Origin of the sequence: Variovorax sp. J31P207, assembly GCF_030316965.1 — a bacterium.
GTDB lineage: Bacteria > Pseudomonadota > Gammaproteobacteria > Burkholderiales > Burkholderiaceae_C > Variovorax > Variovorax ginsengisoli_B.
The window spans coordinates 1116858-1141771 of record NZ_JASZYN010000001.1 but is presented as its reverse complement, the minus strand read 5'-3'; the positions used below and the strand labels follow the sequence as shown (position 1 = coordinate 1141771).

24 protein-coding genes are annotated in these 24914 nt (G+C 70.0%); 13 read left to right on the top strand and 11 right to left on the bottom strand.

Annotated features, from left to right (window positions below; all coding sequences use genetic code 11):
- Nucleotides 1-4: 4 nt before the first annotated feature.
- The gene (locus QTI68_RS05455) at nucleotides 5-997 is read right to left on the bottom strand and encodes a Bug family tripartite tricarboxylate transporter substrate binding protein (protein ID WP_286520129.1); all 993 of its coding nucleotides are present in this window, start codon (nucleotides 995-997) and stop codon (nucleotides 5-7) included.
- Nucleotides 998-1238: 241 nt separating this feature from the next.
- Here QTI68_RS05455 and QTI68_RS05450 point away from each other — a divergent pair, with 241 nt between their 5' ends.
- Nucleotides 1239-1799: a MarR family winged helix-turn-helix transcriptional regulator gene (locus QTI68_RS05450; RefSeq protein WP_286520128.1), complete on the top strand. Its 561-nt coding sequence runs from the start codon at nucleotides 1239-1241 to the stop codon at nucleotides 1797-1799.
- 4 nt (nucleotides 1800-1803) lie between these two features.
- Here the strand turns inward: QTI68_RS05450 and QTI68_RS05445 are convergent, their stop codons facing one another.
- Both QTI68_RS05445 and QTI68_RS05440 read right to left on the bottom strand, forming a co-directional pair.
- Nucleotides 1804-2184 (bottom strand): hypothetical protein, encoded by a 381-nt coding sequence (locus QTI68_RS05445; RefSeq protein WP_503011625.1) that lies wholly within the window; start codon nucleotides 2182-2184, stop codon nucleotides 1804-1806.
- Nucleotides 2165-2413 (bottom strand): GlsB/YeaQ/YmgE family stress response membrane protein, encoded by a 249-nt coding sequence (locus tag QTI68_RS05440; protein ID WP_286520126.1) that lies wholly within the window; start codon nucleotides 2411-2413, stop codon nucleotides 2165-2167. Before QTI68_RS05440 ends, QTI68_RS05445 begins: the two co-directional genes overlap by 20 nt.
- 140 nt (nucleotides 2414-2553) lie before the next feature.
- Between QTI68_RS05440 and QTI68_RS05435 the strand changes: the two genes are divergently transcribed.
- Nucleotides 2554-3186, top strand: a complete 633-nt coding sequence (locus tag QTI68_RS05435) for a YbhB/YbcL family Raf kinase inhibitor-like protein (protein WP_286520124.1) — start codon at nucleotides 2554-2556, stop codon at nucleotides 3184-3186.
- A 12-nt stretch (nucleotides 3187-3198) separates the two neighbouring features.
- Here the strand turns inward: QTI68_RS05435 and QTI68_RS05430 are convergent, their stop codons facing one another.
- Entirely contained in the window at nucleotides 3199-4017 is an 819-nt protein-coding gene (locus QTI68_RS05430; protein WP_286520122.1) for a creatininase family protein, read from the bottom strand.
- Nucleotides 4014-4943 carry a LysR family transcriptional regulator gene (locus QTI68_RS05425; RefSeq protein WP_286520120.1) on the bottom strand — a complete coding sequence of 310 codons (930 nt, stop codon included), beginning with the start codon at nucleotides 4941-4943 and terminating at the stop codon, nucleotides 4014-4016. Before QTI68_RS05425 ends, QTI68_RS05430 begins: the two co-directional genes overlap by 4 nt.
- A gap of 85 nt (nucleotides 4944-5028) precedes the next feature.
- On the opposite strand from QTI68_RS05425, the gene QTI68_RS05420 reads away from it, so the two are divergent.
- Nucleotides 5029-6039 (top strand): zinc-binding alcohol dehydrogenase family protein, encoded by a 1011-nt coding sequence (locus tag QTI68_RS05420; protein ID WP_286520119.1) that lies wholly within the window; start codon nucleotides 5029-5031, stop codon nucleotides 6037-6039.
- On the opposite strand, the gene QTI68_RS05415 is transcribed toward QTI68_RS05420, so the two are convergent.
- The gene (locus tag QTI68_RS05415) at nucleotides 6040-7386 is read right to left on the bottom strand and encodes a PQQ-dependent sugar dehydrogenase (protein ID WP_286520116.1); all 1347 of its coding nucleotides are present in this window, start codon (nucleotides 7384-7386) and stop codon (nucleotides 6040-6042) included.
- A 113-nt stretch (nucleotides 7387-7499) separates the two neighbouring features.
- Here QTI68_RS05415 and QTI68_RS05410 point away from each other — a divergent pair, with 113 nt between their 5' ends.
- From QTI68_RS05410 to priA, 5 genes are all read left to right on the top strand, one after another.
- Nucleotides 7500-8246, top strand: a complete 747-nt coding sequence (locus tag QTI68_RS05410; RefSeq protein WP_286520115.1) for an alanyl-tRNA editing protein — start codon at nucleotides 7500-7502, stop codon at nucleotides 8244-8246.
- 39 nt (nucleotides 8247-8285) lie between these two features.
- Entirely contained in the window at nucleotides 8286-10478 is a 2193-nt protein-coding gene (locus tag QTI68_RS05405; protein ID WP_286520113.1) for a protein-disulfide reductase DsbD family protein, read from the top strand.
- A gap of 91 nt (nucleotides 10479-10569) precedes the next feature.
- On the top strand, nucleotides 10570-11262 hold the full coding sequence (locus QTI68_RS05400) for a redoxin domain-containing protein (RefSeq protein ID WP_286520111.1): 693 nt from the start codon (nucleotides 10570-10572) through the stop codon (nucleotides 11260-11262).
- 59 nt (nucleotides 11263-11321) lie between these two features.
- Complete coding sequence (gene hemE, locus QTI68_RS05395; protein WP_286520108.1) at nucleotides 11322-12425, top strand: uroporphyrinogen decarboxylase; 1104 nt, start codon at nucleotides 11322-11324, stop codon at nucleotides 12423-12425.
- Nucleotides 12426-12796: 371 nt separating this feature from the next.
- Nucleotides 12797-14896, top strand: a complete 2100-nt coding sequence (gene priA / locus QTI68_RS05390; protein WP_286520106.1) for a replication restart helicase PriA — start codon at nucleotides 12797-12799, stop codon at nucleotides 14894-14896.
- Nucleotides 14897-15017: 121 nt separating this feature from the next.
- Here priA and QTI68_RS05385 read toward each other — a convergent pair whose 3' ends face one another.
- Nucleotides 15018-15224 (bottom strand): hypothetical protein, encoded by a 207-nt coding sequence (locus QTI68_RS05385; protein ID WP_286520104.1) that lies wholly within the window; start codon nucleotides 15222-15224, stop codon nucleotides 15018-15020.
- 203 nt (nucleotides 15225-15427) lie between these two features.
- On the opposite strand from QTI68_RS05385, the gene QTI68_RS05380 reads away from it, so the two are divergent.
- Nucleotides 15428-16111, top strand: coding sequence for a hypothetical protein (locus QTI68_RS05380; protein ID WP_286520103.1), 684 nt, complete (start codon nucleotides 15428-15430; stop codon nucleotides 16109-16111).
- On the opposite strand, the gene QTI68_RS05375 is transcribed toward QTI68_RS05380, so the two are convergent.
- Complete coding sequence (locus tag QTI68_RS05375) at nucleotides 16084-17142, bottom strand: AEC family transporter (protein WP_478141857.1); 1059 nt, start codon at nucleotides 17140-17142, stop codon at nucleotides 16084-16086. The genes QTI68_RS05380 and QTI68_RS05375 overlap by 28 nt on opposite strands.
- An 83-nt stretch (nucleotides 17143-17225) precedes the next feature.
- Here QTI68_RS05375 and QTI68_RS05370 point away from each other — a divergent pair, with 83 nt between their 5' ends.
- From QTI68_RS05370 to QTI68_RS05360, 3 genes are read left to right on the top strand one after another with little or no spacing between them, the layout of a single operon-like run.
- Nucleotides 17226-19325 carry an ATP-dependent helicase gene (locus QTI68_RS05370; protein ID WP_286520102.1) on the top strand — a complete coding sequence of 700 codons (2100 nt, stop codon included), beginning with the start codon at nucleotides 17226-17228 and terminating at the stop codon, nucleotides 19323-19325.
- Nucleotides 19322-19780, top strand: coding sequence for a hypothetical protein (locus QTI68_RS05365; protein ID WP_286520101.1), 459 nt, complete (start codon nucleotides 19322-19324; stop codon nucleotides 19778-19780). The genes QTI68_RS05370 and QTI68_RS05365 overlap by 4 nt, the downstream gene beginning before the upstream one ends.
- Nucleotides 19777-20919 carry a phospholipase A gene (locus QTI68_RS05360; protein ID WP_286520099.1) on the top strand — a complete coding sequence of 381 codons (1143 nt, stop codon included), beginning with the start codon at nucleotides 19777-19779 and terminating at the stop codon, nucleotides 20917-20919. The genes QTI68_RS05365 and QTI68_RS05360 overlap by 4 nt, the downstream gene beginning before the upstream one ends.
- A 10-nt stretch (nucleotides 20920-20929) precedes the next feature.
- On the opposite strand, the gene QTI68_RS05355 is transcribed toward QTI68_RS05360, so the two are convergent.
- Both QTI68_RS05355 and QTI68_RS05350 read right to left on the bottom strand, forming a co-directional pair.
- Nucleotides 20930-22453, bottom strand: a complete 1524-nt coding sequence (locus QTI68_RS05355) for a DHA2 family efflux MFS transporter permease subunit (RefSeq protein WP_286520097.1) — start codon at nucleotides 22451-22453, stop codon at nucleotides 20930-20932.
- Entirely contained in the window at nucleotides 22450-22911 is a 462-nt protein-coding gene (locus tag QTI68_RS05350) for a MarR family winged helix-turn-helix transcriptional regulator (RefSeq protein ID WP_286520096.1), read from the bottom strand. Before QTI68_RS05350 ends, QTI68_RS05355 begins: the two co-directional genes overlap by 4 nt.
- Nucleotides 22912-22974: 63 nt before the next feature.
- Here QTI68_RS05350 and QTI68_RS05345 point away from each other — a divergent pair, with 63 nt between their 5' ends.
- Nucleotides 22975-23643 carry a YceH family protein gene (locus tag QTI68_RS05345; protein WP_286520095.1) on the top strand — a complete coding sequence of 223 codons (669 nt, stop codon included), beginning with the start codon at nucleotides 22975-22977 and terminating at the stop codon, nucleotides 23641-23643.
- A 24-nt stretch (nucleotides 23644-23667) separates the two neighbouring features.
- Here the strand turns inward: QTI68_RS05345 and QTI68_RS05340 are convergent, their stop codons facing one another.
- Complete coding sequence (locus tag QTI68_RS05340) at nucleotides 23668-24888, bottom strand: RtcB family protein (protein ID WP_286520094.1); 1221 nt, start codon at nucleotides 24886-24888, stop codon at nucleotides 23668-23670.
- Nucleotides 24889-24914 lie beyond the last annotated feature (26 nt).

The window sequence follows — 24914 nt, the reverse complement described above, 5'->3', positions numbered from 1 at the left end:
GCTTCTAGTCGGCCTGCACGCCCAGGTCGCGGATCACCTTGCCCATCACCTCGTAGTCGGAGGCGTTGGTCTTGCCCAGCAGCTCGGGCGCACCGCCCACCGGCAGGGCACCGAAGGTGGCGAGCTTCTCGACCACCTCGGGCGACTTCAGGATCTCGTTGATCTGGGTGTTGAGCAGCTTGACCACTTCGGCCGGCGTTCCCTTGGGCGCGAAGAAGCCGTTCCAGGCGCCGACCACCACATCCTTGTAGCCGGCCTCGGCCACGGTCGGCACGCTGGGCGCCAGCTTCGAGCGCTGGGCGTCGCCGATCGCGAGCGGCACCAGCCGGCCCTGCTGGATGTACTGCGTGACCGGGCCGAAAGTGACCCAGGCGGTGTCGACATGGCCTGCGACCACGTCGGTCACCGAGGGGCCGACGCCGCGGTAGGGCACATGGGTGATCTTGACGCCGGCCTCGCGGTTGAGCCACTCGCCGAGGATGTGCATCGGCGAGCCGGCGCCGGGGCTGGCGTAGCTCAGCGGCTTGCCGGCCTTCACGCTCTTGACCATGTCGGGCACCGACTTGACACCGGCGGCCGGGTTGGCGACCAGCACCAGCGGCTGCACCGCCGTCTTGATGATCGGCTCGAAGCCGTGCAGCACGTCGTAGCCCGCGCTCGGCGACAGCTTCATGACCAGCGGCGCGGTGGTGAACGGGTTCGGCGTGAACAGCAGCGTGTAGCCGTCCGCGGGAGCCCGGCCGACGAAGTTGTTGCCGAGCGCGCCGCCGGCGCCCGGCTTGTTATCGATCACCACCGGCTGCTTGAGGCGCTGCGACAGCTTGTCGGCGAACAGCCGCGCGATGGCGTCGGTGTCGCCGCCTGGCGGGTAGGACACCACGACGGTGATCGGCTTGGTCGGGTAGGCAGCGGCGGTCTGGGCTTGCGCGGCACCCAGCGTGGCGGTGAGCGCGCCTGCGATGGCGGCTGTGACGAAGAGTCGGCGGGCGGATTTCATCGAGGGGCTCCAGCAAGGGGCATGGGGGTCAGCCAGGGGTCAAACTGTTTGTTTCACATATGGATCAATCACCCATCGGAGAAACGCACAGCCGTATTCTTCACTTTTCTGGTTGATCGATCAACTAGGCACAATAGCGTATTGACAAATCAACCGAAATGCTCTGAACAGGTCTTTTCCTGCGTTCAATGAGACGATTCGCCCATTGCCCCTGCCGCGAGCGCACGCACCCGCCCTGACCATGGACCCCAACGAAGAACAAAAAGCCCCCCTGCCACGGCCGGCTGCCGAGGCCGGATACGGGCATGACGCATCGCCCTGGGCCGGTCTGGAGGAAGGCGGCGCCAGCCTGGCGATCGACGATTTCCTGACCACAATGATGAGTCACGCCAGCAACGCGCTGCGCCGCGCCATCACCGTGCCCTACGCCGAGCAGGCCGGCCTGACGGTGTCGGAGTGGCGCATGCTGTCGGTGCTGGCCGAGGCGCGGCAGCTGCCTTTCATGGAGCTGGTGACGCGCTCCGCCGCCGACAAGGCGCAGGTGAGCCGCACACTGCGACTGCTCGAGAGCCGGGGACTGCTGTCGCTGCACGCCGAGCAGCTGGGCGCGCGCAAGTGGCAGACCTGCCGGATCAGCCCGCTCGGCCAGGCGCTCTACGAGCAGATCATTCCGCTGGCACGCCAGCGCCAGGCGGCCGTGATCCGCCAGCTGAGCGCGGACGACCGGGTGGTGCTCTACCGCGCCCTCAAGACCCTGCGCCGCATCGGCGAGGCCGCCGCGGACGGACGCGACACGAAGTGAGGGCTCAGGCCTGCCAGACGCCGTAGCCGGCCTCGCGCAGCGCGATGCCGAGCTCGACCTCCATCTCGCGCGCCGCTTCGTAGGGCATCGGGTTGTAGATCGCGTACAGCGCCGGCAGCAGGCGCAGGCCGTGGTCGCGCACGAAGCCGTTGGCCTGGATGCCGGCCTTGTGCTTGTCGAAGCGCACGTCCGGATCGAGCCCGGTCATGCCGACATAGACGAAGGGCATGCCCAGCCGGTAGTCGGGATTGGCGCGCCGGAAGCGCGCCACGTTCCAGACCCGGTCGTCGAGCTCGACCACGTAGACGTGGTGGTGGTGGCGGCTGCGCGCCTTGCGGGCCGGCTTCGCCGGAGCCGGCGCGGGTTCAGGTCTTGCGCTTGACAAGTCCGTACAGGAACAAGAGCACGATCGCCCCGACCACCGAGGCGATGAAACCCGCGCCCTGGCCCGCCGTGTACCAGCCCATGGCCTGGCCGAGGTAGGTCGCGATCAGCGAGCCGGCGATGCCGATCAAGGTGGTGACGATGAAGCCGGCCGAGTCGTCACCCGGTTTGATCGCCCGAGCCACCAGGCCCGCGACGAAGCCGATCAGAATGGTCCAGACGATGCTCATACGGGGTCCTTGGAGTGGTGGAGGCGAGTGCCGCAAGCCAAGGGCCGGCGGCGCCCGAATCGATGATAGCGGGCCGCGGCCGACAACGCCTGTCGTCCTGCGCCCGCGTCCAACCGCCGGCGCTGCTATATAACGGACGAATGCTCGAGAAGCTCCCTGACGTGATCGGCCACGCCTTGCACGGCGTGCGCGCCGGCCTGGACGAAATCGCCTTCAACACCATCGGCCTGCGCGCCGGCATGGCCTCGATCCGGGTCACCAGCCTGGCCTTCGTCGACCATGCGCCGCTGCCCGATCGCTACACGGCCGATGGCGCCGGCCGCTCGCCGCCGCTCGAATGGATCGGCGTGCCGGCCGACGCGGCCGCGCTGGTGCTGGTGGTCGAGGACGCCGATTCGCCGACGCCGCATCCGCTGGTGCATGCCCTGGTGGTCGATCTGCCACCCGCGGACGGCAACCTGCACGAAGGCGCCCTGCCGAGCGTCGACCACGAAGGCGACGGCAGCAGCCATGCCGGCCTCAACTCCTACCTCCAGGCCGCCTGGCTGCCGCCCGATCCGCCGCCCGGCCATGGCGTGCATCGCTATGCCTTCCAGGTTTTCGCGCTCGGCACGGCGCCGTCGTTCTCGTCCCATCCGGGGCGCGACGAAGTGTTCGATGCGCTGCGCGCGCATGCCGTTGCCAGCGGCCTGCTGATCGGCACCTGCGAACGGCCCGACGGGTCGATCAAGCTGCCGGAATCCGCGCCCGCGGGACCGCTGGTCGCCGGCTGATTTCGGTCTCGTTCAGGGCAGCGGCTGCGTGTAGGCCGTCGCCAGCGGCAGCCGCGAGACCTCGCCCAGCAGCGCCGCCAGTTGGGCGGCACTGGCCTCGACCAGCGCCCGGCCCTTGTCAGCGCTCGCGGCGGCGGCATTGCCGGCCGCGCCCGCGGGGTTGTAGTCCTCCATCGCCCAGCCCAGCTTCGCGCTGCGGCCGTTGCCGAGGATCGGGTAGTCGGCGGCGCGCTGGCGCGAGGTCGAGCCGAAGTCGCGCGCCGCGCCCATCGCCACCTGGCCGGGTGCCAGCGCCAGCATCATCGAGGTCTCCATCTCGCCGGCATGGACGCCGAAGCGGTGCTCGTCGGCGCTGAACTGCGCGCCCGCTTCGCCCAGCGGCAGGTTGAACCAGCTGCTGCTGTAGACGATCAGTCCGTGCGCCGCCCGCAGCTCGCGCGCCACGATGTCCATGGCGCCCGAATGCCCGCCGTGGGCGTTGAAAAGCACCAGCTTGCGCAGGCCGGCCCGCGCGACGCCGGCGCCGATCTCGCTCCAGAGCTGGATCAGCGTGGTGGAGGACAGGGTCAGCGTGCCGGGGAAGCGCGCGTGCTCGGGGCTCAGACCGATCTGCTGGGTCGGCAGGAACAGCACCGGCAGCTCGGCCGGCAGCAGCGGCAGCGTGGCGGCGACGATGCCGTCGACCAGCGCCGAATCGACGCCCAGCGGCAGGTGCGGGCCGTGCTGCTCGGTGGCGCCCAGCGGCAGCACCGCGACCGTGGCGGCAGGGTCGAGGGCGGCGAAATCGCGCGTCGTGAGCTGGGACCAGAAGCGGCTGGCGGGGGCTGTCATGCGGTGATCTTAGGGCCAGTTTCCGGCGTCGGGTTCGGCGCGAACTTCAGCGCCAGGAAGTCCACCAGCGCCCGCACCCGCGCCGGCACGAAGCGGCCGCTCGGCAGCAGCGCATGCAGCGGATAGGGCTCGGTGTCCCAGTCGGGCAGCAGGCGCACCAGGGCGCCAGAGGCCACGTCGCGCTGCAGGTCGAGCGCGGACTTCAGGGTGATGCCGTGCCCGGCCAGGGCCCATTCGCGCGCCAGCGAGGCATCGTCGACCACCCGGTCGCCATCGACCCGGACCTCGGTCCAGTGGCCATGGCGGGCGAAGCGCCAGAGCCGCTGGCGCCGTCCGCCGCGGTGGAAGGTGAGGCAGTTGTGCTGCAGCAGGTCGTGCGGCGTCTGCGGCGCCGGATGGCGGCGCAGGTAGGCCGGCGAGGCGCACAGGGCCGGGCGGGAGTCGGCCAGCCGCCTCGCCACCAGCCGCGAATCGGCCAGCGGCCCGTAGCGCAGCGCCATGTCGACCTCGTCGCGCATGACGTCGAGCGGCCGGTCGCCGACCGACAGCGCCAGCTGCAGGCCCGGGTGCAGCGCGAGGAACTCGTCGAACCAGGGCAGCAGCGTGACCCGGGTCAGGTCGGAAGGCGCCGCCACCCGCACCGTGCCGACCAGCGCGCCGCGATCGGCCTGCACCAGCGATTCGCCCTCGGCCAGCAGCTCGAAGGCGCGCACCGCGTAGTCGAGCAGGGTCTGGCCTTGCGGCGTCAGCCGCATGGCCCGGGTCGAGCGCTCGAACAGCCGTGCACCGAGTTGCGACTCGAGCCGCTTGAGCGTCGCGCTGGCCGCCGCCGGCGTGATGCCGAGCGTCGCGGCGGCCGCCGTGAGCGTGCCGCCGCGGGCCGTGTGGACCAGCACCTGCAGGTCGGCGATATTTTCAATCTTCATTTGAAAGTGAAGCTTTCGTCAGGGCTCTTATCAATTTCCGATTGCCACTCTACATTGAGCCTGTCGCAACGATCAAGGAACCCTCATGAAAGCCGTCGGCTACCGCCAGTCCCTTCCCATCGACAACCCCGCCGCGCTCGAGGACATCGAGCTGCCGGCCCCGACGCCCGGCCCCCGCGATCTGCTGGTGCGGGTGAAGGCGATCTCGGTCAATCCGGTCGACACCAAGGTGCGCCGCAACGCAGCCCCCGAAGCCGGCCAGGCCAAGGTGCTGGGCTGGGACGCGGTCGGCACGGTCGAGGCGGTGGGCGGCGCCGTCACCCGGTTCAAGCCCGGCGACCGGGTCTACTACGCCGGCTCGATCGTCCGTCCCGGCGCCAACAGCGAGCTGCACACGGTCGACGAGCGCATCGCGGCGCTGGCGCCCCGCAGCCTCGACGACGCCCAGGCGGCGGCGCTGCCGCTGACCACCCTCACGGCCTATGAACTGCTGTTCGATCGCCTCGGCGTGCCCCAGGGCGGCGGCGCCGGCCAGACCCTGTTGATCGTCGGCGGCGCCGGCGGCGTCGGCTCGATCCTGATCCAGCTGGCGCGCCAGCTGACCCAGCTGCGCGTGATCGCCACCGCCTCGCGCCCCGAGACCCGGGCCTGGTGCCTCGAACTCGGCGCCCATGCCGTGATCGATCATTCGAAGCCGCTGGCCGGGGAATTGAAGGCGGCCGGCATCGGCGAGGTCGAGATGGTGGCCAGCCTGACGCAGACCGGCCAGCACTACGCGCAGATCATCGAAAGCCTCCAGCCGCAGGGCCGGATGGCGGTGATCGACGACATGCCCGTTCTCGACGCCATGCCGCTCAAGACCAAGTGCATCTCGCTGCACTGGGAAATGATGTTCGCCCGTTCGCGCTTCGAGACCGCCGACATGGCGCGCCAGGGCGAACTGCTGGCCGAGGTGGCGCAGCTGGTCGATGCCGGCCGCATCCGCACCACGGCCAACGCGAGCTTCGGCACCATCAACGCCGCCAACCTGCGCCGGGCCCACGCGCTGATCGAAAGCGGCAAGGCGCAGGGCAAGGTGGTGCTGGCGGGGTTCTAGCTACTTTTTCCTGACCCGCCAGACCGCGTTGCCGACGTCGTCGGCGACCAGCAGCGCACCGCTGTTGTCGAACGCCACGCCGACCGGGCGGCCCTGCGCCTTGTCGTCGGCGGTCAGGAAGCCGGTCAGGAAGTCGACCGGCGGACCGCTGGGCCGGCCGCCGATGAAGGGCACGAAGACCACCTTGTAGCCGGCCAGCGGCTTGCGGTTCCAGGACCCGTGCTCGCCGATGAAGGCGCCGTTGGCGAACTCCACGGGCATGGCCCCCGGGCGCGAGAAGGCGATGCCGAGCGGCGCCCGGTGCGAACCCAGCGCGTAGTCGGGCACCACCGCGGTGGCGACCCGGTCCGGCCGTTGCGGGTTCACGCGGGCATCGACATAGCCGCCGTAGTAGCTCCACGGCCAGCCATAGAAGGCACCGTCCTTGACCGAGGTCAGGTAGTCGGGCACCAGGTCGCTGCCGAGCTCGTCGCGTTCGTTGACCACCGCCCACAGCACATTGGTGTCGGGCTCCCAGGCGAGCGCCGTGGGGTTGCGCAGGCCGCTGGCGAACAGCCGCTTCTCGCCGCTCTTCAGGTCGACCTCCCAGACGGCGGCGCGCCCCTCCTCTGCCTCCATGCCGTTCTCGCCCACGTTGCTGTTGGAACCGACCGTGACATAGAGCTTGGTGCCCTCGCGGTTGGCGACCACGTGCTTGGTCCAGTGGTGGTTGATGCCCGCGGGCAGGTCGGTCACCTTGACCGGCGTCGCCGTGACCTGGGTCTGGCCGTCGGCATACGGCACCTTGACCAGCGCGTCGGCATTGGCGATGAACAGTTCGTTGCCGACCAGCACGACGCCGAAGGGCGAGTTCAGGTTCTGCATGAACACCTGCTTCAACTCGGCGACCCCATCATGGTCGGCGTCGCGCAGCAATGTGATGCGGTTGGCGCTCGGCACCCCGGCGCCGGCGCGCTTCATGACCAGGCCGGTGACCCACTGCCTGGCCCGTGCGACCAACCCGCTGCCGCCGTCGTGGCTGCCTTCGGGCTTCGGCGGCTTGTTGCTCTCGACCACCAGCACGTCGCCGTTGGGCAGCGTGTAGACGGTGCGCGGATGGTCCAGGCCGCGGGCCAGCGCCGTCACCGCGAAGCCGTCGGGCGCGGTCGGGCCGGCGGTGTCGGTCCAACCCACGACCGGCGCGACATTGACGGTCGGCAGCAGGGCCTGGCGCGGTGCCGGCAGGGTCGGCGTCGGCCCGGTCTCGGCTTCCGGCGCCAGCTTCGAGGCGTCGCCGCAGGCGGCCAGCAGCAGCGCCGCCGCGGCCGGGGCGAGCAGCGAGCGCCGCATGAAGAGGGGTGGGGTCATGGGCGGGTTCATTCTGGCGCCATCCTGCCCGCCCCGCATCGCCGCGGGTGTCGGCTGTGGGCGCTTTCGGGCGTGGGCCGGCTCCCCCGCAGCCGCGCCGCTACCATCGGGCCATGACCGACGACCTGTTCCGCTCCGATGCCTACCTGCGCGACTGCGAGGCCCTCGTGGTCGCCGCCGACGAGGGCGGCATCGTGCTCGACCGCACCGTGTTCTATCCGATGGGCGGCGGCCAGGCCGGCGACAGCGGCCGGCTGGTGCTGGCCGACGGCCGCGAGATCGCGATCGCCGACACCCGCAAGGCCAAGGATGCCGACGGCAGGCCCACCGACCAGATCGTCCATGTCCCGGCGGCGGGCCAGGAGGCCCTGGTCGCCGCGCTGCAGCCCGGCGTGCGCGTCACGGCCGCGATCGACTGGGAGCGCCGCCACAAGCTGATGCGCTTCCATACCGCCACCCACCTGCTGTGCCACCTGGTGCCGCAGCCGGTCAACGGCTGCTCCATCACGCCCGACTACGCGCGGCTCGATTTCCACATGACCGACCCGCTCGACAAGGAGGCCCTGACGGCCGGCCTCGCGCGGCTGGTGGCGGCCGCCCATCCGCTGGTGGTCGGCGCCATCAGCGATGCCGAGCTGGACGCCAACCCGGCCCTGGTCAAGAGCATGAGCGTGCAGCCGCCGCGCGGCACCGGCACGGTCCGCACGATCCGCATCGGCAGCGACGGCCAGGCCATCGATTTCCAGCCCTGCGGCGGCACCCACGTGGCGAACACCGGCGAGATCGGTGCCGTGGTGGTCACCAAGATCGAGAAGAAGAGCGCCAACAGCCGGCGCGTGGTGCTGGGGTGGGGCGGATGAGCCGGAACTTCGTCGCGCGCGCCCGCTCCGACTGACGGCATGTCCCTCCTTTCCCGATTCCGCCTCGCGGCATTCCTCTCTGCCAGCCTCGCGGCCTGCCTGCCGGCCGTGGCCCAGCTGTCCGCCAGGACCGGCCCGGTCGTCACCACCCCGCATGTGCGGGCCGAGCTCGTCGCCCATGCCCCCGAGGGCGTGTCGCCCGGGGCGCCGCTCTGGGTCGGCCTGCAGATCGCCCACCAGCCCGGCTGGCACACCTACTGGAAGAACGCGGGCGACTCCGGCCTGCCGACCGAGCTGGCATGGTCGCTGCCGGCGGGCGTTTCCAGCGGCGACATCGCCTGGCCCGTGCCGCGCAAGATCCCGATCGGCAACCTGGCCAACTACGGCTACGAGAACACCGTGCTGCTGCCGGTGCCGCTGACCGTCGGCGCCGACTTCAAGCCGCCAGCGGCGCTCACCGGCGCGGCCGAGATGGAAGTCCGGCTCAAGGCCTCCTGGCTGGTGTGCAGCAAGGAGTGCATTCCCGAAGACGGGGAATTCCTCCTCAAGCTGCCGCTGCAGGGCTCGACGGCGCTGCACAAGGCCGATTTCGATGCCGCGCTCGCCGCTCAGCCCGCCGCGCTGGCGCAGCCGGGCCGGATCACCATCGACGGCGACAAGCTGCAGGTGCGCCTCGACGGCCTGCCCGCCGCCGCCCGGGGCAAGACCCTGGAGTTCTTTCCCGAAACCGCCGAGGTGATCCGCACCGGCGCCGTGCTGGGCAAGGACTGGACCCAGGCCTGGCAGGGCGATGCCTGGACCGCCACCGTGCCGCTGGCCGACCAGCGCAGCGCCAGCCCCGCTGTCATGCCGGTGGTGGTGGCGCTCGCGGAAGCCGATCGCCGGCCCAACCAGCCGACCGCCTGGCGCGCCGAGGCGCCGGTGGCCGGCAGCTGGCCGAGCGTCGCGGCGCCGGCCCAGGTGTCGCCGGCCCTGACGGCCGCGCTCGCGGCCAATGCCACAACGCCCGCGCCGCGGCCGGCACCGCCCTCGGCCGGCTTCGTCGCCGCCCTGCTCGGCGCGCTGATCGGCGGCCTGCTGCTGAACCTGATGCCCTGCGTCTTCCCGGTGCTGGCGATCAAGGTGCTGGGTTTCACGCGCCATGCCGACGACCGCCGCGCCCACCGGCTGGCTGCCCTGGCCTACACCGGCGGCGTGATCCTGTCCTTCCTGGCCCTGGGTGGCGCGATGCTCGCGCTGCGGGCCGCCGGCGCCCAGCTCGGCTGGGGCTTCCAGTTGCAGTCGCCCGCGGTGGTGGCGGCCCTGGCCGCGCTGTTCACGCTGATCGGGCTCAACCTGGCCGGCCTGTTCGAGTTCGGCCGCATGGCGCCGGCATCGATCGGGGCCGTGCAGGCCCGCCATCCGGTGGCCAACGACTTTCTGTCGGGCGTGCTGGCGGTGGTGGTCGCATCGCCCTGCACCGCGCCCTTCATGGGCGCCTCGCTGGGTTTCGCGATCGCCCTGCCCGCCGGCCAGGCGCTGCTGATGTTCGCGGTGCTCGGCCTCGGCCTGGCGCTGCCCTACCTGGCGGCCGGCTTCGTGCCTGCCGTGGCCCGGCTGCTGCCCCGGCCGGGCGCCTGGATGAACACGCTGCGCCGCCTGCTCGCGTTCCCGATGTTCGCCACGGTGGCCTGGCTGGTCTGGGTGCTGGGCCAGCAAAGCGGCATCGACGGCGCCGGCGCCCTGCTGGGCCTGCTCGTCTGCCTGGCGGCGATCGCCTGGACCCTGACCCTGCGCGGCCGTACCCGCCTGGTGCTCGCCAGCCTGACGGTCGCCCTCACGGCCGTGCTGGCGGGCGCCATCGGCGGCCATGTCGTGCGGCCGCTCGAACCGGTCGCGACGGCCGCGGCGGGCCAGCGCTGGCAGCCCTGGTCGGCCGAACGCGCCAGCGCCCTGGCGGCGGCCGGGCAGCCGGTGTTCATCGACTTCACGGCCGCCTGGTGCGTGACCTGCCAGTACAACAAGCGCAGCACCCTGGCCGATGCCGAGGTGCTGGCCGACTTCGATGCCCGCCGGGTGGCGCTGCTGCGCGCCGACTGGACCCGGCGCGATCCGGCCATCACCGCGGCCCTGACGGCGTTGGGCCGCAGCGGCGTGCCGGTCTACGTGCTGCAGGCGCCCGGCCAGCCGCCCGTGGTGCTGACCGAGATCCTGGGCAAGAATGAACTGCGCGAAGCACTCGCCCGGCTTTGACCCCGGGCCCTAACGGGTTGTCACATGGACATGAAGAATCCGTTCTAAGCTGTCGCGGTTATTGAGTATTTATTCAGGAGTCCCAGCCGACATGTCCACATCGTCCACCTCCGGCTCTCGTTCTTACCGCGCCGCGCGCGATGCCCGCGCGGCCCTCAGCCGGGCTTCGCGGCGCGCCATCATGACCGCCGCGGTGGCGCTCGGCGCCACCTTCATGCTCAACGCCCAGGCCGCCGCGGCGCCCGCGGTCGGCCAGCCGGCACCCGATTTCGTCGCCGTCGACACCGCCGGCACCTCGCACCGCCTGTCGGATTTCGCCGGCAAGTTCGTGGTCCTCGAATGGACCAACCCGGGCTGCCCCTTCGTCGGCAAGCATTACGGCAGCGGCAACATGCCCGCCACCCAGAAGGCCGCCACCGCCAAGGGCGTGGTCTGGCTGTCCATCAACTCGACCGAGCGCGGCCACGGCGACTACCTGAAGCCGGAGGCGCTGGCCGCCTGGATGAAGGCGCAATCGGGCGCCCCCACCGCGCTGCTGATGGACGAGGACGGCGTCATCGGCCGCACCTACGGCGCGCGCACCACGCCCCACATCTTCATCGTCGACCCCAAGGGCACCCTGGTCTATGCCGGGGGCATCGACAGCATTCCCTCGGCCCGCGCCGAGGACATCAAGGCCGCCACCAACTACGTCAACCAGGCCCTGGGCGAGGCCTTCGGCGGCAAGGCGATCAGCGCCGCCGCGACCCGCCCCTACGGCTGCTCGATCAAGTACAAGACCTGAGAACGCCCCCGGGCGGCCGGCACGGCCCCCACCTGGACTCCCCCTGCGACAATCGGGGGATGCCTTTCGCCCCCCTGAAGAACGACACCTTCCTGCGCGCCTGCTGGCGCCAGGCCACCGACCACACGCCGGTCTGGCTGATGCGCCAAGCCGGGCGCTACCTGCCCGAATACCTGGCGACCCGGGCCAAGGCCGGCAGCTTCATGGGCCTGGCCACCAACGTCGACTACGCGACCGAGGTCACGCTGCAGCCGCTGGAGCGCTTTCCGCTCGATGCCGCGATCCTGTTCTCCGACATCCTGACGGTGCCCGACGCGATGGGGCTGGGCCTCTCGTTCGAGGCCGGCGAAGGCCCGCGCTTTGCGCGGCCGGTGCGCGACGAGGCCGGCATCGGGGCCCTGGCCGTGCCCGACATGGACAAGCTGCGCTACGTCTTCGACGCCGTGACGTCGATCCGGCGCGCGCTCGACGGCCGGGTGCCGCTGATCGGTTTCTCGGGCAGCCCCTGGACCTTGGCCTGCTACATGGTCGAAGGCGCGGGATCGAGCGACTACCGGCAGGTCAAGACGCTGCTCTACAGCCGCCCCGACCTGATGCACCGGCTGCTGGCGGTCAATGCCGATGCCGTGGCCGCCTACCTGAACGCCCAGATCGACGCCGGTGCCCAGGCCGTGATGGTGTTCGACAGCTGGGGCGGCGTGCTGGCCGACGGCGCCTTCCAGGCCTTCAGCCTGGCCTACACGCAGCGCGTGCTGTCGCAGCTGCGCCGTGACGGCGCCGACGGCCGACCGGTGCCGCGGATCGTGTTCACCAAGGGCGGCGGGCTCTGGCTCGAAGACATGCAGCCGCTGGCCTGCGAGGTGCTGGGCCTGGACTGGACCGTGAACCTCGGCCAGGCCCGCGCGCGCGTCGGCGAAGGGCCCGGCGGCAAGGCCCTGCAGGGCAACATCGACCCCAACGTCCTGTTCGCGCAGCCGCGCCAGATCGAGGAAGAAGTGGCCAAGGTGCTGAACAGCTTCGGCCGCCCACACACCGACCTCGACAGCACCGGCCCGACCCACGTCTTCAACCTCGGCCACGGCATCAGCCAGTTCACGCCGCCCGAGCATGTCGCGGCCCTGGTGGAAGCGGTGCATGCGCAGTCGCGGATGCTGCGTGCTTGAGCGTTTTGTTATGACTTGTAAGTACCTGAGAACGGCTGTCCGGCGTTTGTCAAGCGCCAAAAGCGTAAGGAGGGACTGACTTATGCACAAAACGGCTGTTGCGGTGCGCAAAATCCGCCGAGGCGCGATCTGGCCTGCTCCTAAAGCGATAGCGAAGCTAAGTCATTGATTCATATAGGGTTTGAACTTTGCTTTTTTTACGGGCATTCCAGCCGGAGCCTTGATTTTCAAGGGTTCGCGCGGTGTCGAGCCCTGATATCAACAAAGTTATCCACAGAAACTCTGGATGGACCGCAAAGCACTGGAAAATCAACGACTTATGCTGTTTTGCTCAATTTCGCTTTAACAAACGTGCCTAGCCGGAAGCTGCCTTGAATTGGTGCATCGACGTCGCCGTACAAACTCCGGCGCACAGTGCACTAGGGGATGTACTTAGCTACAAAAGCCCTGAGGCTGTGGCGCCGGGGGCACTGGTGCGCGTCCCGCTGGGCCGCCGCGAGGTGCTGGGCGTGGCCTGGGCGGTGCGCAGCGCCGACGAAGACCCGGACTCGGAGATCGAACTCAAGCCGGTCGCGGGCGTGCTCGACGCGTTGCCGCCGCTCGGCGACGGCTGGCGCGACCTGGTCGCCTTCGCCGCCCGCTACTACCAGCGCTCGCTCGGCGAAATCGCGCTGGCCGCCCTGCCGCCGCAGCTGCGCGACCTGAGCGCAGTCCAGCTGGCGCGGCGGCTCAAGCGCCAGGCGCCGACGGCGGGTGCCGGCGGCGGCGAACCGGCGGCCGCCGTGGTGGCGCTCACGGCCGAGCAGACCGAGGCACTGGCCCGCTTCGAGGCCGAGCCCGGCCCGTTCCTGCTGTTCGGCAGCACCGGCAGCGGCAAGACCGAGGTCTACCTGCGCAGCGTGGCGACGCTGCTGGCGCGCGAGCCGGCGGCACAGGCGCTGGTGATGGTGCCGGAGATCAACCTGACGCCGCAGCTCGAGGCCCGCTTCAAGGCGCGCTTCGGCGCCGACGCGGTGGTTTCCCTGCACAGCGGCATGACCAACCCCCAGCGGCTGGCGAGCTGGCTGGCGGCGCACGGCGGCGCGGCGCGCATCGTGCTCGGCACCCGGATGGCGGTGTTCGCCTCGATGCCGGCCCTGCGCCTGATCGTGGTCGACGAGGAGCACGACCCCAGCTACAAGCAGCAGGAGGGCGCGCGTTACTCGGCCCGCGACCTGGCGGTGTGGCGCGGCCGCCGCGAAGGCGCCAAGGTGATCCTCGGCTCGGCCACGCCCTCGCTCGAAAGCTGGCACCGCAGCCGGCCGGCCGAGGGCGAGGATGCCGGCGGCAGCTACCGGCGGCTGGCGATGCCGTCGCGGGTCGGCGCCGGCGCGCTGCCCGCGGTCCGGCTGGTCGACATGAACCTGCAGCCGCCCAAGACCGTGCTGTCGGGCGCGCTGCTCGACGCCATCGGCCAGCGGATCGCGCGCGGCGAACAGAGCATGGTGTTCCTGAACCGGCGCGGCTACGCGCCGGTGCTGGCCTGCGGCGACTGTGGCTGGAAGAGCGAATGCCCGCACTGCAGCGCCTTCCGGGTCTTCCACAAGATCGACCGCACGCTGCGCTGCCACCACTGCGGCTTCACCGAGCGTGTGCCGCGCGCCTGCCCGGCCTGCGGCAACCCGGACATCGCCCCGGTCGGCCGGGGCACCGAACGGCTCGAGGAGCATCTCGGCGAGCTGTTCGCGCCGGTCCGGCGCCCCGACGGCAGCGCGGTGCGCATCGCCCGCATCGATGCCGACAGCACGCGCAAGCAGGGGGCGCTCGAATCGCAGCTGGCCGCGGTCCATGCCGGCGAGGTCGACGTACTGGTGGGCACGCAGATGATCGCCAAGGGCCACGACTTCCGCCGCATCACGCTGGTGTCGGCGATCAACCCGGACGGCGCGCTGTTCTCCAGCGATTTCCGGGCGCCCGAGCGGCTGTTCGGCCTGTTGATGCAGTCGGCCGGCCGGGCCGGCCGTGATGCCGCCTATCTGACGGCGCAGCAAAGCAGCGCCGAGATGTGGATCCAGACCCATCATCCGCAGCATCCGCTGTTCGCAGCGCTGCGTCGCCACGACTATGCGGCCTTCGCCCAGGGCGAACTGTCGGAGCGCGCCGCCGCCGGCATGCCGCCCTTCGCCTTCCAGGCGCTGCTGCGCGCCGACGCCCGCACCCAGGAGGCCGCGCAGGCCTTCCTGAACGCCGCCAGCGCGGCCGCCGAGGCCCTGCCCGGCGCCGACCGGGTCACGCGCTATCCGGCGGTGCCGTTGACGATCCAGCGGGTGGCGAACGTGGAGCGGGCGCAGATGCTGATCGAGAGCGGCTCGCGCGCCGCCTTGCAGAAGCTGCTGGCCGGGTGGCAGCCGCTGCTGCATGGGCTGCGCCGGCAACCCGAGGGGAAAGGCGTGATCCGCTGGCTGGTGGATGTGGATCCGCAGGCTATCTGAGACCTTGCGGGACAGACCAAGAAACTGCGCAGCAGTTTTTGCTCTGTCCTCGATCCGAGAACTTTGCGGGACAGACCAAGAAACCGCGCAGCGGTTTTTGCTCTGTCCTCAACTGACTAGATCAGAGCAAGCCGACCGGCTCCTTGCCCATCTCCACATACTGCAGACCCGAGCGGCGGCGTCTGACCGCGCCCGGCAGCGCGAACATCAGCAGGCTCAGCAAGGCCGCCGCCAAGGCGGCACCGGTTCCGATCGAACCGCCGAACCAAAGCCAGCCGACAGCGGCCAGCCACACCATCCATAGCACCGTGCGCGTCCAAGTCGTCATGCCACTCTCCCGATCCATGCGCCCACTGTAGCAGCGCTAAAGAATACCTAAGCATTAGTCAAACGGAATACTTCACACTATCTGCTTCTGCGAAGCCCCGTTGTAGGAAATACTCTGCAACAACAGTTGACGAAGCGCCGACGCGCTGTCCAAGCTATGGTCGCAGCGGGACCTACTGCGGGGTCTTGCGAAAGGGTCACTTCGTGAAGACGCTATCAGGGACTTTGTGGGGCCTTGTACTGGCTGGCCTGACCGCCGGCGCGCCAGCGGCGGATCTGGAGCTCGAGGGCAACCGCCTGCTGGTCAGCGGGACGCTCGACGGCAGCGCGGTGAAGGATTTCGAAACCCAACTGGCCGGCGGCCAGGTTCGCACCGTGGTGTTCGAGAACGCCTTGGGCGGCTCCGCCGAGGTGGCCGGCGACTACGCCCGCGCGATCCAGGCGGCAGGCGTCAACACCGAGGTCAAGGGCCAGTGCCAGGCGGCCTGCGCCTATGCTTTCCTGGCGGGCAAGGAGCACCGCTTCGGACACGGCTTCCAGGTCCACGCACTGCTGATCCCGGTGGTCGGGCGCCCGCAGCCCGCCGAACTCGTCACCCGCTGGCGCGGCGACGAGGCCCAGCACACGCTGGCCGAGTTCACGACCCCGGCCGGCGGGGCCGCCGCCCACGGCGCGACCGATCCGGCGGCCGCGCCGACGATCGCGCCCGAGGACGGCGCCAAGGACCGGTGGCAGCCCAACCAGGGCGTGCTGTTCACCTCCTCGCCGACGCTGTTCGGGCGGGTCCGCAACACCTTCTATTGCGACGGTACGCAGGGGCGCGACCTCTCGCGTTGCGAGCTGCTGCCCGACGCCGATCCCTACAAGCTCGGCGTGCTCACGCCCTGACCCAGCCAGCCGGCCGCCAGCGGAAAGCTGAAAAACGCGGCCACGGTGGTCCACAGGATGATGCGGGCGATGCGCCCGTCGTCGGCGCCGAAGCGCTCGGCCAGCATCGAGACATTGCTGGCGCTGGGCAGCGCCGCGGCCAGCACCATCGCAACCAGCGCCGGCCCGCCGAGCGGCACGCCGAGCGCCCGCACGCCGTGCGCCAGGGCCCACACCAGCAGCGGATGCGCCAGCAGCTTGATCGCCACCACGGGCAGCACGTCCGCCAGCGCCGCCTGGGCCGGCGGCTGCGAGCGGCCGGCCGCACTGCCCAGGGCCTGCGCAACCGCCGCGCTGGCGCGGTGCTCGCGCGCCAGCACCGCCGACCGGGCCAGGACCGCGCCGATCGTGAACAGGGCCACCGGCGAGGCCGCCTCGGCCAGCATCGCGACCGTGCGCTCGATCGGGCCCGGGAACGTGAAGCGGGTCGCCGAGGCCAGCACGCCCAGCAGGATCGACCAGGGCATCGGGTTCTGGAAGATGCCGCGCAGCGCCTGCCGCAGGGCCTTGGCGGCGCCATGCCCGTCGGCGCCGTCGAGCCGCGACAGCGCGATGCAGAGCGACGAGGTGACCACCATGTCGAAGGCCATCGTGATGATCGTGGTCGATGCCGCCTGGGCGCCGAGGATCGCCACCAGCAGCGGCACGCCCATGAAGCCGGTGTTCGGAAAGGCCGCCACCAGGGCCCCGAAAGCCGCATCGTTCCAGCCGATGCGCCCATTGCGGCTCAGGGCGACCGTGGCGCCGACCACGATCAGCGCGCTCAGGCACCAGACCAGCGCAACGCCGCCGTCCAGCAACTGGCCGATCGGTGCCCTGGCGCCGAAGCGAAACAGCATGCAGGGCAGCGCGAAATAGAGCACGAAGGCGTTCAGCCCCGGAATCGCGGCCAGCGGCAGCAGGCCGCCGCGGGCCGCGGCATAGCCGGCGGCGATCAAGGCGAAGAAGGGAACGGTGACCAGGAAGATCTGCAGCACGCGGCGATTGTCCATGCGCGGCGCGCCTACCACAGTCGGGCGGCCAGGGCGGCGCAGGGGCGCCCGTATCATTCGCGGTTCCCGCCTCCGAACTCCCCATGTCTTCCGGTCTCAATCTCGCGCAACAAGAAGCCGTCAACTACATGCACGGCCCCTGCCTGGTCCTTGCGGGCGCAGGCTCGGGCAAGACCCGCGTGATCACGCACAAAATCGCGCGCCTGATCCAGGCCGGCCTCGAGCCCAAGCGGATCGCCGCCATCACCTTCACCAACAAGGCCGCCTCCGAGATGCGCGAACGCGCCAAGGGCCTGATCGGGCGCGATGCCAGGCAGGTGGTGGTCTGCACCTTCCACGCTTTAGGCGTGCGCATGATGCGCGAAGACGGCGCGGTGCTGGGCCTGAAGCCGGCCTTCAGCATCCTGGACAGCGACGACGTCACCAAGATCCTGAAGGATGCCGGCGGCACCACCGATGCCGCCACCGCGCGCATCTGGCAGTGGACCATCAGCAAGTGGAAGAACATGGGCCTCAACGCGGCCCAGGCCGAGGCCCAGGCTGCCGACGACAACGAGCGCATCACGGCCCGCATCATGGCGCGCTACGAAGAGCGGCTGGCGGCCTACCAGAGCGTCGACTTCGACGACTTGATCGGCATGCCGCTGAAGCTGCTGCAGCAGCACGACGAAGTGCGTGCCAAGTGGCAGGCGGCGCTCGGCCACGTGCTGGTCGACGAATACCAGGACACCAACGCGACCCAGTACGAGGTGCTGAAGGCGCTGGTCGGCGAGCGCGGCCGCTTCACCGCGGTAGGCGACGACGACCAGTCGATCTACGGCTGGCGCGGCGCCACGCTCGACAACCTCAAGAAGCTGCCGGTCGACTACCCGAATCTCAAGGTCATCAAGCTGGAGCAGAACTACCGCAGCACCAGCGCGATCCTGCGCGCCGCCAACAACGTGATCGGCCCGAATCCCAAGCTGTTTCCGAAGACGCTGTTCAGCGAACTCGGCGAGGGCGAGCCGGTGCGCATCGTCGATGCCGACAGCGAAGCCCATGAAGCCGAGCGCACCGTGGCGCGGATCCAGAGCCTGCGCGCCGGCGACGCCACCACGCAAGGCCCGCAGCACAAGGAGTTCCGCGACTTCGCGATCCTCTACCGCGCCAACCACCAGGCGCGGGTGTTCGAGCAGGCGCTGCGCAAGGCGCAGATTCCGTACAAGGTCTCGGGCGGCCAGAGCTTCTTCGACCGGGCCGAGATCAAGGACCTGTGCGGCTGGTTCCGGCTGTGGGTCAACAACGACGACGACCCGGCCTTCCTGCGCGCCGTGACCACGCCCAAGCGCGGCATCGGCCACACCACGCTGGCCGCGCTCGGCACTTTCGCGAGCCAGTACAAGCTGAGCCTGTTCGAGGCCCTGTTCAGCCCCTCGCTGCCGAGCGTGATGCCAAAGCGCGCGCAAGAGGGCCTGCATGAATTCGGCCGCTACATCAACGATCTCGAGTACCGGGCCCGCCGCACAATGGGCGCCGAGGACGCGCGCGCTTTCCTGGGCGAATGGCTCAAGGAGATCGACTACGAGAAGCATCTCTACGACGGCGAGGACAGCGAGCAGGCCGCGGCCAGCCGCTGGACCAACGTGATGGAGTTCTGCGACTGGATGTCGCAGCGCTGCGGCGGCACCATCGACGATGCCTCCGGCGCCACGGTCGAGAGCGAGCGCAAGAGCCTGCTCGAAGTCGCGCAGACGATCTCGCTGCTGTCGACCATCAGCGAGCGCGAGCAGGACCAGAACGTGGTCACGCTGTCGACGCTGCACGCCTCCAAGGGCCTCGAATGGCCGCACGTGATGCTGGTCGGCGTGACCGAGGGCCTGCTGCCCTTCAAGCTGGACGACGACGGCGGCCGGCAGGAAAAGATCAGCGACGACACGCTGACCCGGCTGCAGGAAGAGCGCCGGCTGATGTACGTGGGCATCACGCGGGCCCAGCGCAGCCTGGCGGTGAGCTGGACCAAGCGACGCAAGAAGGGCCGCGAGATGGTCGCCGCCCAGCCCAGCCGCTTCATCGCCGAGATGGCGCTCGACAAGAAGACCGCCAAGGAAGATCCGCGCGAGAAGCTCAAGGCGCTGCGCGCCGAATTCGCGCGCAAGGTGCAGGACAACGCGGCCGCCGCCGCGGCGGCCGCCTCGGCGCCATGAAGGGCTTGCGCAGGGCCTGGCTGGCCGCGGCCTGCATCGCCTTCGCCGCCGGCGCCGCCGCGCAAGGCGGCCCCGCGGCCTGCCCCGCCAGCGCCTCCGAGCTGCCGCTCCAGGCGCTGTTCGGCGACTGGGAAGCGCGCATCGACGGCACCCAGGGCGTGGCAAAAGTCAAGCTCAACCAACATCCCGACTACGCCGGGGTGCGCGGCACAATCAGGCGGGACGTCGACGGTGGCCCCGCCACCGTGTCGCAGCTGGCGGGCGATATCGACGACGACGGCATGCTGAGCCTCGACGAATCGCTGGACGGCCACGCCATCAGTGGCGTCTGGCTCGGCGCGCTGCAGCCGGGGTCGTGCGGCCGGGAGTTCAAGGGGGTCTGGCGCGACGCCGCGAACGACAGCACGCATCCGTTCGTCCTGAACAAGATTGGCAATTCGGCAACTGATCGATGAATCAACGCACCCTTCTATTCACCGCTCTTTTCACCGGCCTCGGCGCCACCGGCGCCCTGGCCCAGGCGGTGGACAAGCCGCCGAGTCCCCTTTCCGAATCCGAACTGACCTGGCAACAATGCCAGCGCCTGGCGGGCAACAGCAACAACGAGGCGCGGCTCGCCTGCTTCGACCGCTGGGCCCAGCAGCAGACCCTGCCCGCGGCCGCGGTGCCGACGGCGCCGTCGGTGCTGGTCGAGACGATGCCGCCGGTGGACGCCACCGTGCCGGCCACGCGGATTGTCACGATCGCCACCGAGGACGGCTGCCGCGATCGCCAATACTCGCTGCTGTCGCGCTTCTGGGAGCTGGAGGCCGGCAGCAGCTGCGGCACGCTGGGCTTCCGCGGCTACCGACCGCTCAGCGTCGGCCTCGGCGTGGCCGCACGGGAGCCCGAAACGGCGACCTCACCGGCGCCCAACCACACCGGTGTCGACCGGCCCTACCAGGCGCAGGACATGCGCATCGGCCTGTCGCTGCGCACCAAGCTCGCGCAGGGGCTGCTCACCGGCGACGATCCGGTCAAGAAGGACGGCCTCTGGTTCGCCTACTCGCAGCTCTCGACCTGGCAGGTGTTCAACGAAGATCTGTCGCGCCCGTTCCGCACCACCGACCACGAGCCCGAAGTGATCTACAGCTACCCGCTCGACTACAAGCTGCCGGGCGGCTGGCGGCTGCGCTACACCGGCGTGGGGCTGGTGCACCAGTCGAATGGCCAGGACCTGCCCTACTCGCGCAGCTGGAACCGGGTCTACCTGATGGGCGGCGCCGAGCTCGGCGACCAGTTCACGATCACCGGCCGGGTCTGGTCGCGCGTCTCCGAGAACGCCGCCAACGACGACAACCCCGACATCACCAAGTACCTGGGCAACGCCGACATCCGGCTCACCTGGCAGATCGACCGCTTGAACCAGGTCGTGGCCTATGCGCATGGCGGCAAGGGCGCAGTGAAGCTCGAATGGCTGAAGGTCATCGGCGATCCGGTGAGGAGCAACCTGCGGCTGCAGACCCAGCTCTTCTACGGCTACGGCGATACCCTGGTCGACTACAACCGCAAGCGCACGGTGTTCACCATCGGGCTGGCGCTGGTCGACTTCTGAGCGCCCGCGATCAGTGCGGCACCTCGGCGGCTGCGCCGGGGGCGGCACGGCCGGGGCTGCGGATCAGCAGCAGCAGCGGGATCGCGGCCAGCGTGACCGCCATCATGATGCCGAAGTCGGACAGGTAGCCGATCAGCACGCCCTGGCGCGTGACCTCGCCGTTCAGCAGCGCGAGGCCGGCCGGGCTGGACGGGTTCAACAGCTGGGGCAGGCCGGCGAGGCCGTGGTTGCCCGGCCCCACGGTGGCGGCGAGCGTCGCATGGGCCCGGCCCGAGTTTTCGGTCAGCAGGGCCTGCACGATCGAGATCCCGACGCTGCTGCCGATGTTGCGCAACAGGCTGAAGACCGGCGTGCCCTGGTTGCGCAGCCGCGGCGCCAGGGTCGCGAAGGCCGCGGTCGACAGCGGCACGAAGGTGAAGCCGATGCCCAGGCCCTGGATGAAGCCCGAGACGATGATCAGCGAGCTGTCCATCTCGAGCGTGAGGCGCGTCATCTGCCAGAGCGAGAACGCGGTCAGGCCGAAGCCGACGGCCATGATGGCGCGGACGTCGACCCGCTGCACCAGCCGGCCGACCACGATCATCGCGATCATGGTGCCGATGCCGCGCGGCGCGGTCACGGCCCCGGTGTAAACCACCGGGTAGCCCATCAGCCCCTGCAGGAAGCTCGGCAGCAGCGCCATCGTGCCGTAGAGGATCATGCCGACGATGAAGGCGAACAGCAGGCCGGTGACGAAGTTGCGGTCCTTGAGCAGGTCGCGATTGAAGAATGACACGCCCTGCACGGTCCAGGTGTGGACCACGAAGAAGGCGAAGGCGATCAGCGCCGCCGCGGCCTCCAGCCGGATCTCCCAGGAATCGAACCAGTCGAGCTGCTCGCCGCGGTCGAGGAACAGCTGCAGCATGCCGATAGCGAGGCTCAGCGTGACGAAGCCGAAGATGTCGAGCCGCTCGCCCTGCGGCCGGCTCTCGGGCAGGAAGCGCATGATGCCCCAGAGCGCGAAGATGCCCACCGGCAGGTTGATGAAGAAGACCCAGCGCCAGTCGAAGTTCTCGGTCAGCCAGCCGCCCAGCAGCGGCCCGAGGATCGGCCCGACCATGATCCCGGCGCCCCAGATCGCCATCGCCTGGCCGACCTTCTCGCGCGGATTGATGTCGAGCAGCACGGCCTGCGACAGCGGCACCAGCGCGGCGCCGAACACCCCCTGCAGCAGCCGGGCGGCGACGATCTCGACCAGCGAGTTCGCCAGCCCGCAGAGCGCCGAGGCGATCGTGAAGCCGATCACCGAGACCATGAAGACCTTGCGCCGTCCCCAGTGGCCGCACAGCCAGCCGGTCAACGGCAGTGCGATCGCCGAGGCCACGATGTAGGAGGTCAGGACCCAGGTGATCTGGTCCTGCGAGGCCTGCAGGCTGCCCTGCATGTGGGGCAGCGCGACGTTGGCGATGGTGGTGTCCAGCGCCTGCATGATGGTGGCGAGCATGATCGACACCGTGATCAGCCCGCGATGGGCGACGCCCGGAGCGGGGTTCATCGCACCTCCTCGGTTTGCAGCGACAGCAGGCCCTCGCGGGCCTTGGCGAGCAGGGCGACCAGCTGGGCCCGTTCGGCCGGCGTGAACTGCGCCAGCGCGCGCGCCTGCAGGCCGTCGCTGAGGCCGAGCGCGGTGTCGAGCGCCTGTTCCGCGCTGGCCGCCGCGCGGACCAGGCGCACGCGCCGGTCGCTCGGGCTGTCCTGGCGATGGATCCAGCCGGCCGCCTCGAGCCGGTCGCACAGGCTGCCGACCGCCATGGCGCTCAGGTCCAGCCGCTGCGCCAGCTCGACCTGCGACATCGGCGCCTCGTCGCCATGCATCGCCAGCGCGCCGAGCACCCGGCACTGGGCCCGCGACAGGCCGATGCGTTCGCGCGCCAGCCGGTCGAACTGCTCGCCGTAGAGCTTGGCGACATCGTTCACGAGGAAGCCGAAGCGCTGGCTGAAGTCTCTTTTCATAAGGGGCCTTATTATAAATAGGCTTAGTAGTTCGTGCGGCCCGTCCAGCGCGACAATCCGGCGATGACCTCCTCCCTGCCCACCCTCTCGCTGCTCGAAACCCGCGTCCTCGGCGTGCTGGCCGAGAAGCAGCGCACCGTGCCCGACAGCTATCCGCTGACGCTCAACGCGCTGGTCGCGGGCTGCAACCAGAAGACCAGCCGCAATCCGATCCTGGAGGTGACGGACGCCGAGGCCACGGCGGCGCTGGACAGCCTGCGGGGCTACAGCCTGGTGTCCGAGAGCAGCGGCGGGCGGACCTTCCGCTATGCCCACAACATCGACGGGGTGCTGCGGATTCCTTCGCAGTCGATCATCCTGCTGACCGTGCTGATGCTGCGCGGGCCGCAGACCGCGGGCGAACTGCGCATCGCCTGCGACCGGATGCACAACTTCGCCGACATCTCGGCGGTGGAGGGCTTCCTCGACGAGATGGCGGAACGCCCGGCGGGCGCGCTGGTCGTGAAGCTGGCGCGGCTGCCCGGGGCGCGCGAGAGCCGCTGGGCGCATCTGCTGAGCGGGACGCCGGCGGAAGATGCGGCGAGTCCGTCGGCGGTCGCGGGGGGCAGCACCGATGTGTCGCTCGGCGAGGTGGCGGCGCTGAAGGCCAACGTGGCGCGGCTCGAGAGCGAGGTCGCGGGACTGAAGGCGCTGGTCGCGCGGATCTGCTCGGAGCTCGGGATCGACGGCTGAGATGGCGGGGGCGCCGCGCGGCGCTCAGCCCTTCACGCACACCACCTGCTTCAGGGTGTGGACGACCTCGACCAGGTCCTGCTGCGCCGCCATCACCGCATCGATGTCCTTGTACGCGGCCGGCGTTTCGTCGATCACGTCGCGGTCCTTGCGGCATTCGACGCCTTCGGTCGCTGCGCGGTGGTCAGCCAGCGTGAAGCGGCGCTTGGCCTCGCCGCGGCTCATCACGCGGCCGGCGCCGTGCGAGCAGCTGTCGAAGCTGTCGGCGTTGCCCTTGCCGCGCACGATGTAGCTGCGCGCGCCCATGCTGCCGGGGATGATGCCCAGCTGCCCGGCCTTCGCGCTGACCGCGCCCTTGCGGGTCACGTAGACGTCCTCGCCGAAGTGGTGCTCCTTCTGCACGTAGTTGTGGTGGCAGTTGACCGCTTCGATGTGGCTCTGGAAGCTCTTGCGGATCACCGTCTTCGCGGCCTCGATCACGCGCCGCATCATCACTTCGCGGTTGACGGCCGCGAACTTCTGCGCCCAGCCCACCGCCCGCACGTAGTCGCCGAAGTAGCGGCTGCCTTCCTCGAAATAGGCCAGGTCGCGGTCGGGCAGGTTCACCTGGTGGCGCATCGCATCCTGCTTCGCCAGCTCGATGAACAGGGTGCCGATGAAGTTGCCGACGCCGCGCGAGCCCGAGTGCAGCATGAACCACACGAAGCCGGCTTCGTCGAGGCAGACCTCGATGAAGTGGTTGCCCGTGCCCAGCGTTCCCAGGTGCTGGATGTGGTTGGTCTTGGCCAGCTTCGGGTAGTCGCGGCACAGGGCCGTGAACTCGGGTTCGAGCTGCGCCCATGCGGTGTCGACCGACCCCGGCGCCTTCTGCCACGCCCCGGGATCGCGCGCGCCCGGCTTGCGGCCGTGCGGCACGGCACGCTCGATGGCCGAGCGCAGCGGGCCCAGGTTGTCAGGCAGGTCAGTGGCCACCAGCGTGGTCTTGCAGGCGATCATTCCGCAGCCGATGTCGACGCCCACCGCGGCCGGGATGATGGCGCGCAGGGTCGGGATCACCGAGCCCACCGTGGCCCCGATGCCGACGTGCACGTCGGGCATGGCCGCGATGTGCCTGAAGACGATCGGCAGGCGCGCCGCATGGCTCAGCTGGCGCCGGGCCTCGTCTTCGACCGGCACGCCGCGCGTCCACATCTTGATGGGCACGCCGCCACCGACTTCTTCCTCGACGTAGTTCTTGTCGTTCATGATGTTTCTCCTTGTGCGGCCGTCGC

Coding starts and splice junctions, on each gene's coding strand:
- QTI68_RS05405 (WP_286520113.1), top strand. CDS start 8,286: ATGTCCCTCCTTTCCCGATTCCGCCTCGCGGCATTCCTCTCTGCCAGC.
- QTI68_RS05455 (WP_286520129.1), bottom strand. CDS start 997: ATGAAATCCGCCCGCCGACTCTTCGTCACAGCCGCCATCGCAGGCGCG.
- QTI68_RS05450 (WP_286520128.1), top strand. CDS start 1,239: ATGGACCCCAACGAAGAACAAAAAGCCCCCCTGCCACGGCCGGCTGCC.
- QTI68_RS05350 (WP_286520096.1), bottom strand. CDS start 22,911: ATGAAAAGAGACTTCAGCCAGCGCTTCGGCTTCCTCGTGAACGATGTC.
- QTI68_RS05410 (WP_286520115.1), top strand. CDS start 7,500: ATGACCGACGACCTGTTCCGCTCCGATGCCTACCTGCGCGACTGCGAG.
- QTI68_RS05340 (WP_286520094.1), bottom strand. CDS start 24,888: ATGAACGACAAGAACTACGTCGAGGAAGAAGTCGGTGGCGGCGTGCCC.
- QTI68_RS05355 (WP_286520097.1), bottom strand. CDS start 22,453: ATGAACCCCGCTCCGGGCGTCGCCCATCGCGGGCTGATCACGGTGTCG.
- QTI68_RS05375 (WP_478141857.1), bottom strand. CDS start 17,142: ATGGACAATCGCCGCGTGCTGCAGATCTTCCTGGTCACCGTTCCCTTC.
- QTI68_RS05365 (WP_286520101.1), top strand. CDS start 19,322: ATGAAGGGCTTGCGCAGGGCCTGGCTGGCCGCGGCCTGCATCGCCTTC.
- QTI68_RS05435 (WP_286520124.1), top strand. CDS start 2,554: ATGCTCGAGAAGCTCCCTGACGTGATCGGCCACGCCTTGCACGGCGTG.
- QTI68_RS05415 (WP_286520116.1), bottom strand. CDS start 7,386: ATGACCCCACCCCTCTTCATGCGGCGCTCGCTGCTCGCCCCGGCCGCG.
- QTI68_RS05345 (WP_286520095.1), top strand. CDS start 22,975: ATGACCTCCTCCCTGCCCACCCTCTCGCTGCTCGAAACCCGCGTCCTC.
- QTI68_RS05425 (WP_286520120.1), bottom strand. CDS start 4,943: ATGAAGATTGAAAATATCGCCGACCTGCAGGTGCTGGTCCACACGGCC.
- QTI68_RS05440 (WP_286520126.1), bottom strand. CDS start 2,413: ATGAGCATCGTCTGGACCATTCTGATCGGCTTCGTCGCGGGCCTGGTG.
- QTI68_RS05420 (WP_286520119.1), top strand. CDS start 5,029: ATGAAAGCCGTCGGCTACCGCCAGTCCCTTCCCATCGACAACCCCGCC.
- QTI68_RS05370 (WP_286520102.1), top strand. CDS start 17,226: ATGTCTTCCGGTCTCAATCTCGCGCAACAAGAAGCCGTCAACTACATG.
- QTI68_RS05400 (WP_286520111.1), top strand. CDS start 10,570: ATGTCCACATCGTCCACCTCCGGCTCTCGTTCTTACCGCGCCGCGCGC.
- QTI68_RS05430 (WP_286520122.1), bottom strand. CDS start 4,017: ATGACAGCCCCCGCCAGCCGCTTCTGGTCCCAGCTCACGACGCGCGAT.
- QTI68_RS05385 (WP_286520104.1), bottom strand. CDS start 15,224: ATGACGACTTGGACGCGCACGGTGCTATGGATGGTGTGGCTGGCCGCT.
- hemE (WP_286520108.1), top strand. CDS start 11,322: ATGCCTTTCGCCCCCCTGAAGAACGACACCTTCCTGCGCGCCTGCTGG.
- QTI68_RS05360 (WP_286520099.1), top strand. CDS start 19,777: ATGAATCAACGCACCCTTCTATTCACCGCTCTTTTCACCGGCCTCGGC.